Raw genomic sequence first — 15,468 nt, 5'->3', positions numbered from 1 at the left:
ACCGCCATGGACAGCGGGGCCCGGCCCCGCTCGATCAGAGGAAGGAAGATGCGTTTGCGCGTGATCGATTTCGGGCAGCAGCCCGCACTGCGTTCCCAGGCCGTGTATCACGGTGTGGCCGAGGCGATGGGGCCGGACGACGATCCGGTGCTGACGCTGGTAAATCCCGATGATCCCTACGTTTGCGTGGGGCTGCATCAGGAGATCGCCCTGGAGGTGGACGAGGAGTACTGCGAGGAACAGAACCTCCCCGTCGTGCGCCGGCATGTGGGGGGCGGCGCGGTGTATCTGGACCGCGACCAGATGTTCTTCCACTTCATCTACCCGAGCGCGAAGGCCCCGCGTATCGTCTCGCAGATCTATCAGAAGTTCATCGATCCGGTGATCCACACCTATCAGGATCTGGGGGTCAACGCGACCTTCCGTCCGGTGAACGACATCCACGTCGACGGGCGCAAGATCGGCGGCACCGGCGCGGCCAGCATTGGCGACGCGACGGTGATGGTCGGGAGCTTCATGTTCGATTTCGACACCGCGACCATGGCGCAATGCCTGAAGGTTCCGTCGGAGAAGTTCCGCGACAAGCTGCGTGCCGGCATGGAGGACTACATCACCACGCTCACCCGCGAGCTGGGGGAAAAGCCGCCGCGCGAGACGGTGCGCGAGGCGTTCCTCAAGCGGGTCGGCGAGGAGCTGGACGTGGACGTCGAGATGAGCGAGCCGACGGCCGAGGAGATCGCCGCCATCGATGAACAGGTGCACGCCCTGGCGGATCCCGAGTGGACTTACCGCAAGGGGCGCAAGTTCGTGGAGATGGGGGTCAAGATCGCTGCGGGCACGCATCTCACCGAGGGTGCGCACAAGGCGGCCGGCGGGCTGATCCGCGCGCAGCTGATGGAAAAGGACGACGAGATCGCCGATCTCCTGTTGTCCGGCGACTTCACGGTCTTCCCTGAAGACGGCATGGATCGGGTCGCGGAGGCCCTGCACGGGATCCCGCTGGAGGAGCCGGTGCTGCAGGATGCGGTGGCCACGGCCATGTCCGGAGTGGGGCTGGATGCCCCGGGCATCGAACCCGGGGATGTGGCGGCGGCCATTCTGGCGGCTCGCCACCACGAACCGCACTGAGTACGGGTACGGCCCGTATCAAGGCGGCGTAGCAGGCACGGCGGCTAGGCCGGTTAGGCAAGGCCGGGCGGTGGGTCCCCACCGCTCGGCGCATGCCGGTTGGGCACGGCGTCAGCGACCCTGCGTCGGGGTGCCGGTCACCGTCCCGGCCGGGCTGTCGACGCTGGACATCGCCCCGGCACCGAACAGGTCGCGCATGCCGCCGAGTGATCCCAGCAGGGCGGTGCCTTCCATCGGCACGAACACGCGGTCGCCCTGTTTGGCCAGTTCGGGCAGCATCTCGATGTAGCGCTGTGCGATCAGGTACTGCACGCCGGCCATCGGGTCGTTGGCCTTGCCCTCGAGGGCGGCCATCACGTTCTGGATGGCCTCCTTCTCGCCCTGGGCCACCAGGATGGCGGCCTGTTTCTGGCCCTCGGCCTTGGCGATCTCCGCCTGCTTGTCCCCCTCGGCCTTCTGGATCTCGGCTTCCTTGTAGCCCTCGGCCTCGCGCACCGTGGCGCGGCGGTTGCGCTCGGCGACCATCTGCTGGTTCATCGCCTCACGGATCTCCTGCGGGGTGTCGATATCGCGGATCTCCACGCGGTTCACCTTCAGGCCCCATTTGTTGCCGGCCTCGTCCATCACCGCCTGCAGGCGTGCGTTGATCTCCTGGCGCGACTCGAAGATCTTGTCCAGCTCCATGGTGCCGATCTCGGAGCGCAGCGAGGTCTGGGCAAGGGTCTGGATCGCCAGCACCAGGTTCTCGGTGCCGTAGACCGCGGCCTGCGGGTCCATGATCTGGTAGTAGAGCACGCCGTCGATCTGGACGCCGACGTTGTCCTGGGTGATCACCGACTGACTGGGGAAGTCCAGCACGACCTCGCGCATGTCGATCTTGTCCTCGGTGCGCACCACCGGCTGGTCGTTCTTGAAGGTGAGGATCGTGATTGCCCGGGGTCGGTCGATGAACGGGATGATCAGGTTCAGGCCCGGCTCCAGGGTGCGGTGGTACTTGCCGAGGCGTTCGATCACCTGGGCGCGGCGCTGCGGGATCATGGTGATCCCCATGCTGAGGAAGACCGCCACGAGGACGGCGATGGCGATGAGGGTAATGAGCGTGTTCATGCGGAGTTCCCTTCGTTGGTATGGCTGGAGCGGGTATCGGCGGCGTCGCCGGCCGGTTGCACCACGGCGGTGATGCCCTGAAAACGCAGGATGCGCACGGCGTCGCCTTCGCGCAGGGTCTGTTGCGGGTCTTCGGCGCGCGCCGGATAGGCGTCGCCCAGCACGCGCACGCCCAGACCGCCGTTATAGGGTTCGAGATGGAGGATCTCGTCGCGTACGCGCGGGTCGTCCGGCGGGCCCTGCCGGGGTCGGCCGGACCAGCGGCGGCCAACCCAGAAGGCCAGGGCGCCGGCCAGGATCATGCCGACCACTCCGGCGCTCAGCTGGCCGGCGAGTTCGGCGCCGAACGCGGCCGCCACCATCGCGCCGAGCGCGCCACCGGCCAGCACCAGGGTGATGCCCCCGCCGCCGGACATCAGTCCGCCCAGCAGGAGGAGGTCGATGATCAGGATCAGCAGGGCAGCGAGCAGCCAGATCTGCCAGGGGTCCAGCGCGCCGGCCCAGGAGGCGATGTCGGCCATGGTTCGGTTCCTTCCGTTGTGTGGGTCGACCCTGCCCGACTCGGCGCGGGCTTGCAATGCATGGTCAAGGTCCCGAATGGATGCCCGCGCCCCGCACGGGCTGCCATACTGCGGGTCCGTGATGGCCGGAGACAGCAGATGGCGGATGGGGAACGCCTGCGGCGCTTTGATGCCGAGGACTACAACAAGGAAGGCGTGCTGCGGCGCAAGGTCTACGAACGGGAGCTGCGCCGGCTGCAGGTGGAGCTGATCAAGTTGCAGCGCTGCGTTCAGGCCGAGGGGCGGCGCGTGGTGATCCTGTTCGAGGGCCGTGACGCGGCCGGCAAGGGCGGGGTCATCAAGCGGATCATGGAGAAGAGCAACCCGCGCATCGTGCGTACGGTCGCGCTGGGCAAGCCGTCGGATCACGAACAGGGGCAGTGGTATTTCCAGCGCTATGTCGCGCATCTGCCGGCGGCGGGGGAGATCGTGCTGTTCGACCGCTCCTGGTACAACCGTGCCGGGGTCGAGCGGGTGATGGGGTTCGCCTCGGATGAAGAGGTGCGGCGCTTTCTCCATGCCTGTCCAACTTTCGAGCGGCTGCTGGTGGAAGATGGCATCGAGCTGTACAAGTACTGGTTCTCGGTCAGCGAACAGGAGCAGGAACGTCGCTTCCGGGCGCGGGTGGAGGATCCGGTCAAGCGCTGGAAGCTCTCGCCCATGGACCTGAAATCGCGCGAGCTGTGGCACGAATTCTCGAAGGCCAAGGACGACATGCTGCGCCATACCGATACCGCGCATGCGCCCTGGCGCATGGTGGATGCGGACATCAAGCGGCACGCGCGGCTCAACTGCATCGCGGATATCCTCGCGAACATCCCCTACAGCGACCATCCGCCCGAGCGACCGGTTCTCGAACCGCGCGTCTGGGCCAACGACCAGGACGCCCGCGGGCCGCTGCTGACCGGCAAATATGTCCCCGCGCGGTACTGAACGTGGCGCTCCCCGGAGGGAGCCCGGGCAGGGCCCGGGACCGGCTCAGGGCAGGGCCAGCGGGGGTTCGTCCAGTGCCGCGCGCTGTTCGCGCAGGGCGAGGATGTGCTCCTCCCAGAAGCGCGGGGTGTAGAAAACCGGGAAGCCCTGGACGAAGGCCGGATCGTCTGCGCGCCTTGCGAGCCAGGCTGCATGGCGCAGGATGCGCACGGTGCGCAGTGGTGCGATCAGGGCCAGTTCGCGCCGGTCGAACGGGCGGAAGCTCTCGTAACCCTCGAGCAGGTCCAGCAGCTGCGCGGTCATCGCGGACGGATCGCCGGACAGGAACATCCACAGGTCCTGGATCGCCGGGCCGGTGCGGGCATCGTCGAGGTCGACGAAATGCGGACCGGCATCGGTCCACAGCAGGTTGCCGCGATGGGTGTCACCGTGCAGCCGGATCGCCGGAACCTCGCGCAGCAGTGCCTGGAAATCTTCCAGACGCCCGCGGATGTCATCGGCCAGGCCGCTGTAGACGGCCGCAAGCTCCGGCGGCAGCCGTTCGCTGGCGAGCACGTCTTCGCGTGCCGCGGCGGCCATCCCGACGAGATCCATGACCTCGCGGTGACGAAATACATGGGCCGCCCCGACCTGGTGGATGCGGGCGATGAACTGGCCAATGCGTTCCAGCACCTCGGGCTGTTCGAGATCGGGGCTGCGGCCGCCACGCCGCGGCCAGATTGCAAAGCGGAAGCCTGCGTGCCGGTGCAGGGTCTCGCCGTGCTCATCCGCGAGCGGCGCTACCAGCGGGATCTCGGCCTCAGTCAGCTCGCGGGCGAAGGCATGTTCCTCGCGGATGGCGGCATCGCTCCAGCGCCCGGGACGGTAGAACTTGCCGATTACCGGGATCGAACGGCCGTCGTCTCCCTCGGTGCCGATCTGATAGACCCGGTTCTCGAAGGAATTGAGTTCCAGCAGCCGCCCGTCGCAGCGCAGGCCGGTGGTTTCCACCGCATCAAGGATGCAGTCCGGGGTCAGGGCGTCGTAGGGATGCGTTTGCATGCGGGCATTGTGACACGCCGGGACGCCCGGGGCGGGCGTGCAGGGGGCGCTTATATTAGGATGGGGCGCTAGCAACCCAGGTCGTTTTGCGTACGGGGTCCCATTTGGACAAGGCAACCCTCTTTGGCGTGGTGATGGGGCTGGTCGTCATCTTCGGCGCCATCATCCTCAGTGGTCAGGCCGCCGATTTCTGGCATCTGCCGGCGGTGCTGATCGTGTTCGGCGGCACCATGGCCGCCACGTTCATCAAGTTTCCGTTCCGGAACGTGATGAGCTCGATGCGCGTGGCGGCCAAGACCCTCTATTACCAGGAGGACGATCCGCGCGCGCTGATCGAGCGGACCAAGGAGCTGGCGCAGGTCGCCCGCAAGAAGGGCCTGCTGGCACTGGAAGACGAGGCGACGCCCAACGACTTCTACGCCAAGGCCCTGCAGCTGTCAGTGGACGGCTTCGAGCCGGAGCGTATCCAGCACGTGCTGCGCGAGGACCTGGAGCTGTCGCTGGAGCGCCACGAGACCGGGCAGAAGGTGTTCCGCTCGATCGGCGAACAGGCGCCGGCCTTCGGCATGATCGGCACGCTGGTGGGTCTGGTGCAGATGCTGGGCAACCTGGAGAGTCCCGAAGCGGTAGGGCCCGGCATGGCGGTAGCTCTGCTTACAACGCTTTACGGCGCGATCTTCGCGCAGCTTGTGGCCCTGCCGATCGCGGACAATCTGGAGATGCGGGCGCGCTCCGAACACATCACCCGGAGCCTGATCGTGGATGCGGTCGACTGCATCCACCAGGGCTTCAACTCGCGCATGATCGAGGAGATGTTGCTGCCCTACCTGCCAAGCAAGCAGCGCGAGAAGGCCGCCGAGGAGCTGGAGCAGCAGACGCAGGCCCAGAGCCAGGGTTCCTGAGGCCCCGGACATGGCCGTGCGCAGGAACAAGAAGGGGGAGGGCGGCGCCCCGCGCTGGATGACCACCTTTGCCGATCTGATGGCGGTGCTGGTGGTGTTCTTCGTGATGCTCTACTCCTTCTCGACCATCGATGCCGAGAAATACGAGCAGATGGCCGAGTCGCTGCGCGAGGTGCTGGGCTCCACCGAGGTCGAGGAGGAAGCCCCGGCCATGCTTCGAGGAGCAGGCGGCCTTCGAGCTGGGCGAGAAGGACCTGGACGCGGACTTCGTTCCGGTGCTGGAGCGCGTGGCCGAGGTGCTGGCGGAGACCCCGGGCCAGATCGTGATCGCCGGGCATACCGACGACCTGCCGATCCGCAGCGAGCGTTTCCGTTCCAACTGGGATCTGTCCACCGCTCGGGCGGTCTCGGTAGTGCACGTGATGGAGGATACCGGCGTGGAGCCGGCGCGCATGCGTGCCACCGGGCATGCGGACACGCGCCCGCTGCGTCCCAACGTGGATGCCGAGAGCCGCGCCCGCAACCGCCGCGTGGACGTGCTGTTGATGGAGGACGACGACCCCGATCCGGCCGATGCCTCCAGCAGTCCCATCAACGGCGAGGCTGACGAAGCCCCCGTGCCGCTGGAGGACGATATTCCTCCGGGGGAGGACCTGTCCGAGCCCGATCCGCCCGTGGGGCCGGAGGACATGCCGGACGGTGACGAGTAAGGGCGGCCCCGCGCCCGGCGCGGGTTTGCTGTCGGGGCGAGGGCGCATCGTGATAACCTTCGCATATCGGTTTTCCGATCCCCTTCATCTTTCTGAATCCGCGACGTTCGACCCCGCGTATGGGTCGGCGAAGGAGTTTCGCAATGCCAGCAGTATCCCTCCCCGACGGCAGCCGCCGCGAGTACGAGCAGCCGGTCACCATCATGGACGTGGCGAAGGACATCGGCAGTGGTCTGGCCAAGGCCGCGCTCGCCGGCAAGGTCAACGGCGAGCTGGTGGACGTCCGCCACACGATCGAGGACGACGCCGAGGTGGCGATCGTCACCGACCGGGACCCCGAGGGCGTGGAGATCATCCGTCACTCCACCGCGCATCTGATGGCGCAGGCGGTCAAGGAGCTGTTCCCCGAGGCCCAGGTGACCATCGGGCCGACCATCGAGAACGGCTTCTATTACGATTTCGCCTACGATCGCGGCTTCACGCCGGAAGATCTGGAAAAGATCGAGAAGCGGATGAAGGAGCTGGCGAAGCAGGATCTGCCGGTGGAACGCTCGACCATGGACCGCGACGACGCGGTGGACTATTTCCGTGAGATGGGCGAGGAATACAAGGCCGAGATCATCGCCAGCATCCCGCAGGGCGAGACCATCTCGCTGTACCGTCAGGGTGATTTCGTCGATCTGTGCCGCGGCCCGCATATCCCGTCCACCGGGAAGCTGAAGGCATTCAAGCTGACCAGCGTGGCCGGGGCGTACTGGCGCGGTGATTCCGACAACGAGATGCTGCAGCGCATCTACGGGACCGCTTGGCCGAACAAGCAGCAGCTGGAAGAACACCTCCATCGGCTGAAGGAGGCGGAGCGGCGCGACCATCGCAAGATCGGCGCAGAGCTGGACCTTTTTTCGATCCAGGATGAGGCTGGCGGCGGCCTGGTGTTCTGGCACCCGAAGGGTGCGCGCATTCGCCGCGAGATCGAGAATTTCTGGTACGAGATGCACGAGAAGGCCGGCTACGACTTCGTCGTGTCGCCGCATATCGCCAACCTGGAACTGTGGCACACCTCCGGTCACGCCGAGTTCTATGCCGACTCGATGTACGAGCCGATGCAGGACGAGCACCAGGCGTTCCAGCTCAAGCCGATGAACTGCCCGTTCCATGTGTTGATGTACAAGGATCGGCTGCATTCCTATCGCGATCTGCCGATCCGCTGGGGCGAAATGGGGACGGTCTACCGCCGCGAGATGTCCGGGGCCCTGCATGGTCTGATGCGCGTGCGCGGCTTCACCCAGGACGACGCCCACATCTTCTGCCGCGAGGACCAGATCGAGGACGAGGTCATGGGCGTCATCGATCTCACCCTGGAGACCCTGCGCACCTTCGGCTTCGAGGATTTCGACGTGAATCTGTCGACCCGGCCGGATGACGCGGTGGGTTCGGACGAGATCTGGGACCACGCGACCCGTGCCCTGCGCGGTGCGATCGAGAAAAAGGGGCTGGAATACAGCCTGGACGAGGGCGGTGGTGCCTTTTACGGCCCCAAAATCGACATCAAGATCCACGACGCGATCGGCCGCCAGTGGCAGTGCTCGACCATCCAGCTCGACTTCAACCTGCCCGAGCGTTTCGACATGGAGTACGTCGCCGAGGACAACGAGCGGCGCCGCCCGATCATGATCCATCGCGCCCTGCTGGGGTCGGTGGAACGCTTCTTCGGCGTGCTGATCGAGCACTACGCCGGGCACTTCCCGACCTGGCTGGCGCCGATTCAGGCCTCGGTCCTGACCATTACCGAACGCCAGGACGACTATGCCCGGGACGTGGCGCGGCGCCTGCGCGAACAGGGCTTCCGGGTCGAGCCCGACTTGAGAAACGAGAAGATCGGCTTTAAGATCCGCGAGCACACGCTCAAGCGCGTGCCGTACCTGCTGGTGCTCGGAGACCGGGAGATGGAAGAGGGCAAGGTCGCGGTTCGTACCCGTGACGGGGAGGACCTCGGTTCCATGTCCCTGGACGATCTGAGCGAACGCCTCGGGAAAGAGGTCGCCAGCCGGGGCACCGGAACCTGAACTGGAGAAAAGGCCATTAGCGCAGCGAAAACCGTTCGCCTGAACGATCAGATTACGACGCCGAAGATTCGGCTGATCGACGCCGAAGGCGAGAACCGGGGCATCTTCGGAACCCCCGAGGCCCTCGAACTGGCCCAGGAGTCCGGGCTGGACCTGGTGGAGATCTCGCCGAACGCCGAGCCACCGGTCTGCCGGATCATGGACTACGGCAAGTACAAGTTCGAGCAGTCGAAGAAGGCACAGGAAGCCAAGAAGAAGCAGAAGCAGATCCAGATCAAGGAAGTGAAGTTCCGTCCCGGGACGGACGAGGGCGACTACAACGTCAAGCTGCGCAACCTGCGGCGCTTCCTCGAGAACGGTGACAAGGCCAAGGTCACCATCCGCTTCCGCGGTCGCGAGATGCGCCACCAGGAACTGGGGAACGAGCTGCTGGACAAGATCGAACAGGACGTGTCCGACATCGCGGTGGTGGAACAGCGCCCCAAGATGGAAGGACGCCAGATGATCATGGTGATGTCGGCCCGCAAGAAGTAATCGGGTCGCCATCCAGCAAGGGGTGGCAGGTTTCCGCATACCTGATCGCCCTGTTCACAAACGACCGGCCCCGCGGGGAACCGGTCCGAAATGCCGGAGAAGAAAATGCCGAAGATCAAGACCAATCGGGGTGCGGCCAAGCGCTTCACCCGTACGGGGTCGGGAAAGTACAAGCGGTTTCAGTCGCACCGCAGCCACATCCTGACCAAGAAGGCCACCAAGCGTAAGCGTCACCTGCGCAGCCCAGCGATGGTGCACGATGCCGATACGGCCGCCGTGCGCAAGATGCTGCCCTACCGTCGTTGAACTGACCGAGGAATCGAGACATGCCACGAGTCAAGCGCGGTGTAACCGCTCACGCCCGTCACAAGAAGGTCCTCAAGCAGGCGAAGGGGTATTACGGGGCACGCAAGAACGTCTATCGCGTTGCCAACCAGGCCGTCATCAAGGCCGGCCAGTATGCCTATCGTGACCGTCGCCAGAAGAAGCGCGACTTTCGCTCGCTGTGGATCGTCCGCATCAACGCCGCCGCGCGGCAATTCGACCTGTCCTACAGCCGCTTCATGAGCGGGCTGAAGAAGGCCGGCATCGAGATCGACCGCAAGTCGCTGGCCGATCTGGCGGTGCACGACCTGCCCGCTTTCGGCAAGCTGGCTGAACAGGCGAAAGCCGCCCAGGCGGCCTGAGATCCCGCAGGATCACCGCCGGTCCCGGCCCTCCGCTGTGGAGGGCCGGCGCGGCCGGCAACCCCGGATCATGCGGGAATCCCGAAAGGGGAGGGTTCAGGCCCTCCCTTTTTTGTTTGCAAAGGGGGCAGTACGTGGAGCAATTGCAGGAGCTGACCGACGAGGCGCTGGCGCGGGTCGAAGCCGCCACGGACCTGAAGGCGCTGGATGACGTCCGGGTGCATTATCTGGGCAAGAAGGGCGTGCTGACCGCCCAGCTCAAGGAACTGGGCCGGCTGCCGGCGGAGGAACGTCCGGCCGCGGGCCAGGCGGTGAACGCGGCCAAGGAACGCGTGGCGGAGGCGATCGAGGCGCGCAGGACGGCGCTGGCCGAGGCCGAGCGCGAGGCGCAGCTGGCGCGGGAACGGGTGGACGTGACCCTGCCGGGGCGCCGGCCTGCGGCCGGGGCTCTGCATCCCATCACTTCGACCATCGAGCGCATCGAGCATTTCTTTGCCGGGCTGGGGTTCCGCGTGGCGGAAGGCCCCGAGGTTGAGGACGACACCCATAACTTCGAGGCCCTGAACATCCCGGCGCATCACCCCGCGCGTGCGATGCACGACACGTTCTACTTCGATGCCCACCGCGTGCTGCGGACCCATACCTCGCCAGTGCAGATCCGCGCGATGGAGCAGCAGAAGCCACCGTTACGGGCGATTGCGCCGGGGCGGGTCTACCGTTGCGATTCGGATCTGACCCACAGCCCGATGTTCCATCAGATCGAGGGACTGTGCGTGGACGAGGACATCACCTTTGCCGATCTGCGCGGGATCCTGGACGCGTTCCTGCGCGGCTTCTTCGAACGTGATGATCTGGCGACCCGCTTCCGGCCGTCGTATTTCCCGTTCACCGAGCCCTCGGCCGAGGTGGACATTCAGTGTGTGCATTGCGGCGGTGACGGCTGCCGGGTGTGCAAGCACACCGGCTGGCTGGAGGTGATGGGCTGCGGGATGGTGCATCCCAACGTGCTGGGCCATGTCGGGATCGATCCGGAGGCGTACACCGGGTTCGCGTTCGGGTTGGGCGTGGAACGCATGGCGATGTTGCGCCACGGCGTCAATGACCTCCGGCTCTTCTTCGACAACGACATCCGCTTCATCGGGCAATTCGGGCAGGCAGGCTAATGCGCATCAGTATCGAATGGCTGCAGGACTGGCTGCAGATCGACGAGACCCCGCAGGATCTTGGACACCGGCTGACCATGGCCGGGCTGGAGCTGGACGCCATCGAACCGGCGGCCCCGGCGTTCCATGGCGTGCGGGTCGGCCGCGTGCTCACCGTGGAGCCCCACCCGGACGCCGACCGCCTGCGGGTGTGCCAGGTGGAGGCGGGCGAGAACGAACCGTTGAACATCGTGTGTGGCGCGCCGAATGTCTACGCGGGCATGGTGGCGCCGGTCGCGGTGGTCGGGGCGGAGCTGCCGGGCGAGTTCCGCATCAAGCGCTCGAAGCTGCGCGGCGTGGCCTCCGAGGGGATGCTCTGTTCGGCCCGCGAACTGGGCCTGGCCGAGGACGCCGAGGGTCTGCTGGACCTTCCGGCCGATCTGGAACCCGGTGCGGACCTGCGCACGGCGATGGGGCTGGACGATCATGTGCTGGATGTGGACCTGACGCCCAACCGCGCGGACTGCCTTGGCATGCGCGGGATCGCACGGGAGTGTTCCGCGCTGCTGGATCGCCCGCTGCATGCGGGCGACATCGCGGCCGTGACGCCGGAACTGGATCGCCGCGTACAGGTGCAGGTGGAGGACGAGCAGGCCTGTCCGGTCTATTCCGCGCGGGTGCTGGAGGGCCTGGATGCCGGCGCGACCACGCCATTGTGGATGTCGGAGCGGTTGCGGCGCGCCGGGGTGCGCCCGATCTCGGCGATCGTGGACGTCACCAACTACGTGATGCTGGAGCTGGGGCAACCGCTGCACGCCTTCGATGCGGATCGCTGCGGCGACACCATCCGCGTGCGTCGTGGGGGCGAGGGGGAGACCCTGACCCTGCTGGGCGGCGAGCAGACCGTGAAGCTCTCTCCCGCGGACCTGGTGATTGCCGATGCGGAGCAGCCGCTGGCGCTGGCCGGGATTATGGGCGGCGCCAGTTCGGCAGTGGACGCGGAGACCACCCGCGTGGTGCTGGAATGCGCGCATTTCGCGCCGCGTGCGCTCGCCGGGCGGGCGCGCGAGCATGGCCTGCACACCGATGCTTCGCACCGTTTCGAGCGGGGCGTGGACCCGACCCTGGTTCCACAGGCGATGGAGCGCGCCAGTGCCTTGCTGGTGTCGATCTGCGGCGGCGCCTGCGGGCCGGTGGTCACCGCCGGCGAGATCCCGTCCGTGCAACGCGAGGGGGCGATCACGCTGCGCGCCACCCGCATCCAGCGGCTGCTGGGGGTGGCCCTGGAGGCGGGTGTGGTGGAGCGTATCCTGCGTGCGCTGGACTGCGTGGTCGAGTCAGGGGACGAAGGCGAATGGCGGGTGTTTGCCCCGCGGGCACGCTTCGACCTGGAGCGCGAGGAAGACCTGATCGAGGAACTGGCGCGGGTGCATGGCTACGACCGGCTTCCGCGCACGCTGCCCCGTCCGGTGGCGCCGGTGCCCCCGGACAGCGGCCTGAAGGCCCTGCGCGAGGGTCTGACCCGGCGCGGGTTCCATGAGGTCATCAGCTTCAGTTTCATTGACCGCGAGGTATCGCGCGGCTTCTATCCCGAGGTCGAGCCGCTGGCGCTGGCCAACCCCATCGCCTCGGACATGAGCGTGATGCGCCCCGGGCTGTGGCCGGGACTGGTGACCACCGCCGCGTGGAACACCGCACGCCAGCAGAACGATCTGCGGCTGTTCGAACACGGCCTGCGTTTCGTGCCCGACGCCTCCGGCCTGCGCCAGGAGCCGCGTCTGGCCGGGCTCATGACGGGCCGAGCGGTGCCCGAACACTGGGAAGGCGAGGCGCGTGAACTGGACTTCTTCGACGCCAGCGGCGAGGTGGAGATGCTGTGCACCGGCCTGGATGCGCCCCTGCGCCTGCGCGCGGAGCGTCACCCGGCACTGCACGATGGCCAGTCGGCACGGGTGCTGGCCGGGGAAGACCCGATCGGCTGGGTCGGGCGGCTGCATCCGGCGCTGGCCGAGCGATTCGACCTGGGGGCGGTGTTCCTGTTCGATCTGGACGCGCGCGCGGTGTGTCACGACCCGGTGCCGCAGTTCCGGCCGCTGTCCGCGTATCCGTCGATCCGGCGCGATCTGGCCCTGGTGGTGGCGGAGGAGGTTCCGGCGGGGGACCTGCTGGCTGCGATCGAGGCGCTGGATCTGCCACTGCTGCGCGAGGTGCGGCTGTTCGACGTGTACCGCGGCAAGGGGCTGAACCCGGGCGAGAAGAGTCTTGCTCTGGGCTTGATTTTACAGGCATTTGAACGCACGCTTGATGAATCCGACGTGGCCGGCGTGACCGATGCGGTGGTCGCGCAGCTCGAGTCCCGGTTCAACGCGACCCTGAGGCACTGATCGATGGCAGCTGTGACCAAGGCGGATCTGGCCGCCACGCTGAACGAGGAACTCGGCCTGAACAAGCGCGAGGCCAAGGAATTCGTCGAAATGTTCTTCGAGGAGATGCGTCAGTCGCTGGAGAACGGCGAGGGCGTCAAACTCTCGGGTTTCGGCAATTTCGTGTTGCGCGACAAGAATCAGCGCCCGGGCCGCAATCCCAAGACTGGCGAGGAGATCCCGGTGTCCGCCCGACGGGTGGTCACCTTCCGGCCGGGACAGAAGCTGCGCGAGCGGGTTGAGAGCTATGCTGGAAGCGAGTAATCACCAGGAGCTGCCGGCGATCCCCGGCAAGCGCTACTTCACCATCGGCGAGGTCGCGGAGCTGTGCCAGGTCAAGCCGCACGTGCTGCGCTACTGGGAACAGGAATTCCCGATGCTGGAACCGGTGAAGCGCCGTGGCAACCGGCGTTATTACCAGCGCCAGGACGTGATCCTGATCCGCCAGATCCGGGCCCTGCTGTACGAGGAGGGCTACACGATCAACGGGGCGCGTCAGAAACTCTCCGGTGACGAGGCGCGCGAGGATCACCAGCAGGCGCAGCAGATCATCCAGGATACGATCCAGGAGCTGGAATCGGTACTCAAGGTCCTGCGCACCTGAAACCGGCCCCCGAGGGCTGCGGGGGCCTTTCGCGCAGGGTCGTGGTCGATTACCATATGCGGCGTTCGGGGCGTAGCGCAGTCTGGTAGCGCATCTGCATGGGGTGCAGAGGGTCGCAGGTTCAAATCCTGCCGTCCCGACCAAATTTCTAGGGGCCGGTCAGCGAGTTACGCGCCGGCCCTTTTTTGTGCCCGGGTGTGTTGGGAATTCGTTTGCGATTCGTTTGCGAAACGAAGGCCGTCATCCGACATCCAGACCGGCCTCCGCATCCACCCAGGTCTCCCGGTGACGGCTCAGGTAGACCTTGGTCATGGCCTGGCTGGAGTGACCTAGAAGCCGCTGCACGGCGTCCTCGGACCACCCGGCTTGCCGGTACAGGTCTGCGCCCAGGGCGCGCACTTCGTGCAGGGACGGCCGGGCCCTGCTGGGGAGTTCTGACCGGATGCCCAGTCGATCCCGTACCCGGGCGAACTCTCGGCTCAGGCGTTCGGGCACCAGCTGTGTCCAGTGTTCCTTTCGCTTCTGGTGGTCGCGCCGGTTCCTGGTCGGCCGTCGGTGGATCAGGAAAGGGGAGAGCACGTCATCACGGCATGCATCGATTACCCTTTGTAGTTCGGGCCCGATCGCAATGCGGATATTGCCCGCCTCTTTGCCCGCGATTTTCTGCTGCCGCACCAGCAGGTGGCCGTCCTCGATATGGTCGAAGCGCATCACGACAAGGTCACCCCGGCGCTGGCAGGTCTGCAGCGCCAGATCCAGCGCGTTGCGGAACCATGGCTCCCCGGCATCGCGAATGGCGCGCCATTCGTCCAGGGTCAGGCGCTGGCGCTGGACCACCTCGGTCTTCGTCGCCGTCCCCTCGACCGGGTTGTCGTCCCGCAGGCCCTCCGCGACCATCCACGCGAATGCCTGCCGCAGCACGTTCCTGCGCGAGTTGCTGGACCGGGGCGGGTACTGGTTCAGGTGTTCGGCGATGTGCCGGCGCGTGACTTCGTGCGCGTCCAGGTGGCCGAACTGCCCGGCCGCCTCGCGCAGCATGTTCGTGTAGTCGTGGATCGTCTTCGCGGCCATAGGGTTGCCCTGGCTGTTTCGCCGGTCGGGCAATGTGGCTGCAAAACGCTCGAGTACGGTGCCGATCTGGTCAGGCCCGGCCAGCACGGCCGCGGCCATCGTCTCGGCTTCCCTGCCTGTAGGCATCAGGCGCGAGTTGAGGATCTTGGCCGCCTGTATCGCTTTGGCCTTGTCCACGCCCATGCCGTGCCGCTTTCGGGTCTGCGGGTGCTCATAGACGTAGTACGTCCGCCCCCGGCTGACCGTGGTATACAGGTTCGGCGGCAGGTCGCGCCTTCCTTTCTTTCGCGGGCGAGGGCTCATGCGGACTGCAGCACCCGCTCGACCAAGGCGTCATGAGTACCGGCCAGCCAGGCGTCCTCGTCGACGTAGTACAGCTTGCCCACGATCTTGCCAGGCACTTCGCCAGCATCGATCCAAGAGCGTACGGTGCGCCGCTGGGGCTGGCTTTCCTGGTCGAAATACCGCTGGCGGAATTGATCGACGGTGATCAGCTTCATACGTCACCCCTTGGTGCCGGCATTTCGCCACTGAGGTATGCGTGCTCGGTCTGCCCGTTCT

17 protein-coding genes, 1 tRNA gene and 1 pseudogene are annotated in these 15,468 nt (G+C 66.3%); 14 read left to right on the top strand and 5 right to left on the bottom strand.

All coding sequences use genetic code 11. From position 1 onward, the window contains the following. Positions 1-48 precede the first annotated feature (48 nt). Positions 49-1,128: a lipoate--protein ligase family protein gene (locus D571_RS0105665; RefSeq protein WP_018935710.1), complete on the top strand. Its 1,080-nt coding sequence runs from the start codon at positions 49-51 to the stop codon at positions 1,126-1,128. A 111-nt stretch (positions 1,129-1,239) separates the two neighbouring features. Here D571_RS0105665 and D571_RS0105660 read toward each other — a convergent pair whose 3' ends face one another. Continuing rightward, a complete protein-coding gene (locus D571_RS0105660; protein WP_018935709.1) occupies positions 1,240-2,235 on the bottom strand; it encodes an SPFH domain-containing protein in 996 nt (331 codons plus the stop codon). Beyond that, complete coding sequence (locus tag D571_RS0105655; RefSeq protein WP_018935708.1) at positions 2,232-2,756, bottom strand: NfeD family protein; 525 nt, start codon at positions 2,754-2,756, stop codon at positions 2,232-2,234. The genes D571_RS0105660 and D571_RS0105655 overlap by 4 nt, the downstream gene beginning before the upstream one ends. Positions 2,757-2,894: 138 nt before the next feature. Between D571_RS0105655 and ppk2 the strand changes: the two genes are divergently transcribed. Further along, on the top strand, positions 2,895-3,728 hold the full coding sequence (gene ppk2, locus D571_RS0105650) for a polyphosphate kinase 2 (protein ID WP_018935707.1): 834 nt from the start codon (positions 2,895-2,897) through the stop codon (positions 3,726-3,728). Between the two features lie 45 nt (positions 3,729-3,773). Here the strand turns inward: ppk2 and D571_RS0105645 are convergent, their stop codons facing one another. Then, complete coding sequence (locus tag D571_RS0105645) at positions 3,774-4,769, bottom strand: serine/threonine protein kinase (protein ID WP_018935706.1); 996 nt, start codon at positions 4,767-4,769, stop codon at positions 3,774-3,776. 104 nt (positions 4,770-4,873) lie between these two features. Between D571_RS0105645 and D571_RS0105640 the strand changes: the two genes are divergently transcribed. The 12 genes and pseudogenes from D571_RS0105640 to D571_RS0105590 all read left to right on the top strand — a co-directional run bounded on the left by D571_RS0105640 (position 4,874) and on the right by D571_RS0105590 (position 13,979). Continuing rightward, complete coding sequence (locus D571_RS0105640) at positions 4,874-5,671, top strand: motility protein A (protein ID WP_018935705.1); 798 nt, start codon at positions 4,874-4,876, stop codon at positions 5,669-5,671. 10 nt (positions 5,672-5,681) lie between these two features. After that, positions 5,682-5,786, top strand: a pseudogene (locus D571_RS14610) (flagellar motor protein MotB); the annotation flags it as partial. Between the two features lie 160 nt (positions 5,787-5,946). Beyond that, a complete protein-coding gene (locus D571_RS13620) occupies positions 5,947-6,381 on the top strand; it encodes an OmpA family protein (RefSeq protein WP_018935703.1) in 435 nt (144 codons plus the stop codon). A 143-nt stretch (positions 6,382-6,524) separates the two neighbouring features. Next, positions 6,525-8,447 (top strand): threonine--tRNA ligase, encoded by a 1,923-nt coding sequence (gene thrS, locus D571_RS0105630; RefSeq protein WP_018935702.1) that lies wholly within the window; start codon positions 6,525-6,527, stop codon positions 8,445-8,447. 15 nt (positions 8,448-8,462) lie between these two features. Next, positions 8,463-8,981: a translation initiation factor IF-3 gene (gene infC, locus D571_RS0105625; RefSeq protein ID WP_083916872.1), complete on the top strand. Its 519-nt coding sequence runs from the start codon at positions 8,463-8,465 to the stop codon at positions 8,979-8,981. A gap of 105 nt (positions 8,982-9,086) precedes the next feature. Continuing rightward, positions 9,087-9,287 (top strand): 50S ribosomal protein L35, encoded by a 201-nt coding sequence (rpmI, locus tag D571_RS0105620; protein WP_018935700.1) that lies wholly within the window; start codon positions 9,087-9,089, stop codon positions 9,285-9,287. Positions 9,288-9,307: 20 nt separating this feature from the next. After that, on the top strand, positions 9,308-9,667 hold the full coding sequence (gene rplT / locus D571_RS0105615) for a 50S ribosomal protein L20 (RefSeq protein WP_018935699.1): 360 nt from the start codon (positions 9,308-9,310) through the stop codon (positions 9,665-9,667). Positions 9,668-9,801: 134 nt separating this feature from the next. Further along, positions 9,802-10,830 carry a phenylalanine--tRNA ligase subunit alpha gene (gene pheS, locus D571_RS0105610; RefSeq protein ID WP_026287612.1) on the top strand — a complete coding sequence of 343 codons (1,029 nt, stop codon included), beginning with the start codon at positions 9,802-9,804 and terminating at the stop codon, positions 10,828-10,830. Next, a complete protein-coding gene (gene pheT / locus D571_RS0105605) occupies positions 10,830-13,193 on the top strand; it encodes a phenylalanine--tRNA ligase subunit beta (RefSeq protein ID WP_018935697.1) in 2,364 nt (787 codons plus the stop codon). The genes pheS and pheT overlap by 1 nt, the downstream gene beginning before the upstream one ends. 3 nt (positions 13,194-13,196) lie before the next feature. Then, on the top strand, positions 13,197-13,496 hold the full coding sequence (locus D571_RS0105600; protein WP_026287611.1) for an integration host factor subunit alpha: 300 nt from the start codon (positions 13,197-13,199) through the stop codon (positions 13,494-13,496). Beyond that, positions 13,480-13,836 (top strand): MerR family transcriptional regulator, encoded by a 357-nt coding sequence (locus tag D571_RS0105595; protein WP_018935695.1) that lies wholly within the window; start codon positions 13,480-13,482, stop codon positions 13,834-13,836. Before D571_RS0105600 ends, D571_RS0105595 begins: the two co-directional genes overlap by 17 nt. A gap of 66 nt (positions 13,837-13,902) precedes the next feature. Further along, a tRNA-Pro gene (locus tag D571_RS0105590) sits at positions 13,903-13,979 on the top strand. A gap of 97 nt (positions 13,980-14,076) precedes the next feature. Here the strand turns inward: D571_RS0105590 and D571_RS0105585 are convergent. Together D571_RS0105585 and D571_RS0105580 are read right to left on the bottom strand one after the other, a co-directional pair. After that, the gene (locus D571_RS0105585; RefSeq protein WP_026287610.1) at positions 14,077-15,210 is read right to left on the bottom strand and encodes a phage integrase Arm DNA-binding domain-containing protein; all 1,134 of its coding nucleotides are present in this window, start codon (positions 15,208-15,210) and stop codon (positions 14,077-14,079) included. Next, positions 15,207-15,407 carry a hypothetical protein gene (locus tag D571_RS0105580; protein ID WP_018935693.1) on the bottom strand — a complete coding sequence of 67 codons (201 nt, stop codon included), beginning with the start codon at positions 15,405-15,407 and terminating at the stop codon, positions 15,207-15,209. The genes D571_RS0105585 and D571_RS0105580 overlap by 4 nt, the downstream gene beginning before the upstream one ends. Positions 15,408-15,468: the final 61 nt, after the last annotated feature.

Origin of the sequence: Thioalkalivibrio sp. ALJ24 (assembly GCF_000377785.1) — a bacterium.
Lineage (GTDB): Bacteria > Pseudomonadota > Gammaproteobacteria > Ectothiorhodospirales > Ectothiorhodospiraceae > Thioalkalivibrio.
This window is presented reverse-complemented; position numbering and strand designations above follow the sequence as displayed.

Excerpts from the sequence above, each read along its gene's own strand:
- D571_RS0105665 (WP_018935710.1), top strand. The coding sequence starts at position 49 with ATGCGTTTGCGCGTGATCGATTTCGGGCAGCAGCCCGCACTGCGTTCC.
- D571_RS0105660 (WP_018935709.1), bottom strand. The coding sequence starts at position 2,235 with ATGAACACGCTCATTACCCTCATCGCCATCGCCGTCCTCGTGGCGGTC.
- D571_RS0105655 (WP_018935708.1), bottom strand. The coding sequence starts at position 2,756 with ATGGCCGACATCGCCTCCTGGGCCGGCGCGCTGGACCCCTGGCAGATC.
- ppk2 (WP_018935707.1), top strand. The coding sequence starts at position 2,895 with ATGGCGGATGGGGAACGCCTGCGGCGCTTTGATGCCGAGGACTACAAC.
- D571_RS0105645 (WP_018935706.1), bottom strand. The coding sequence starts at position 4,769 with ATGCAAACGCATCCCTACGACGCCCTGACCCCGGACTGCATCCTTGAT.
- thrS (WP_018935702.1), top strand. The coding sequence starts at position 6,525 with ATGCCAGCAGTATCCCTCCCCGACGGCAGCCGCCGCGAGTACGAGCAG.
- rpmI (WP_018935700.1), top strand. The coding sequence starts at position 9,087 with ATGCCGAAGATCAAGACCAATCGGGGTGCGGCCAAGCGCTTCACCCGT.
- rplT (WP_018935699.1), top strand. The coding sequence starts at position 9,308 with ATGCCACGAGTCAAGCGCGGTGTAACCGCTCACGCCCGTCACAAGAAG.
- pheT (WP_018935697.1), top strand. The coding sequence starts at position 10,830 with ATGCGCATCAGTATCGAATGGCTGCAGGACTGGCTGCAGATCGACGAG.
- D571_RS0105600 (WP_026287611.1), top strand. The coding sequence starts at position 13,197 with ATGGCAGCTGTGACCAAGGCGGATCTGGCCGCCACGCTGAACGAGGAA.
- D571_RS0105595 (WP_018935695.1), top strand. The coding sequence starts at position 13,480 with ATGCTGGAAGCGAGTAATCACCAGGAGCTGCCGGCGATCCCCGGCAAG.
- D571_RS0105585 (WP_026287610.1), bottom strand. The coding sequence starts at position 15,210 with ATGAGCCCTCGCCCGCGAAAGAAAGGAAGGCGCGACCTGCCGCCGAAC.
- D571_RS0105580 (WP_018935693.1), bottom strand. The coding sequence starts at position 15,407 with ATGAAGCTGATCACCGTCGATCAATTCCGCCAGCGGTATTTCGACCAG.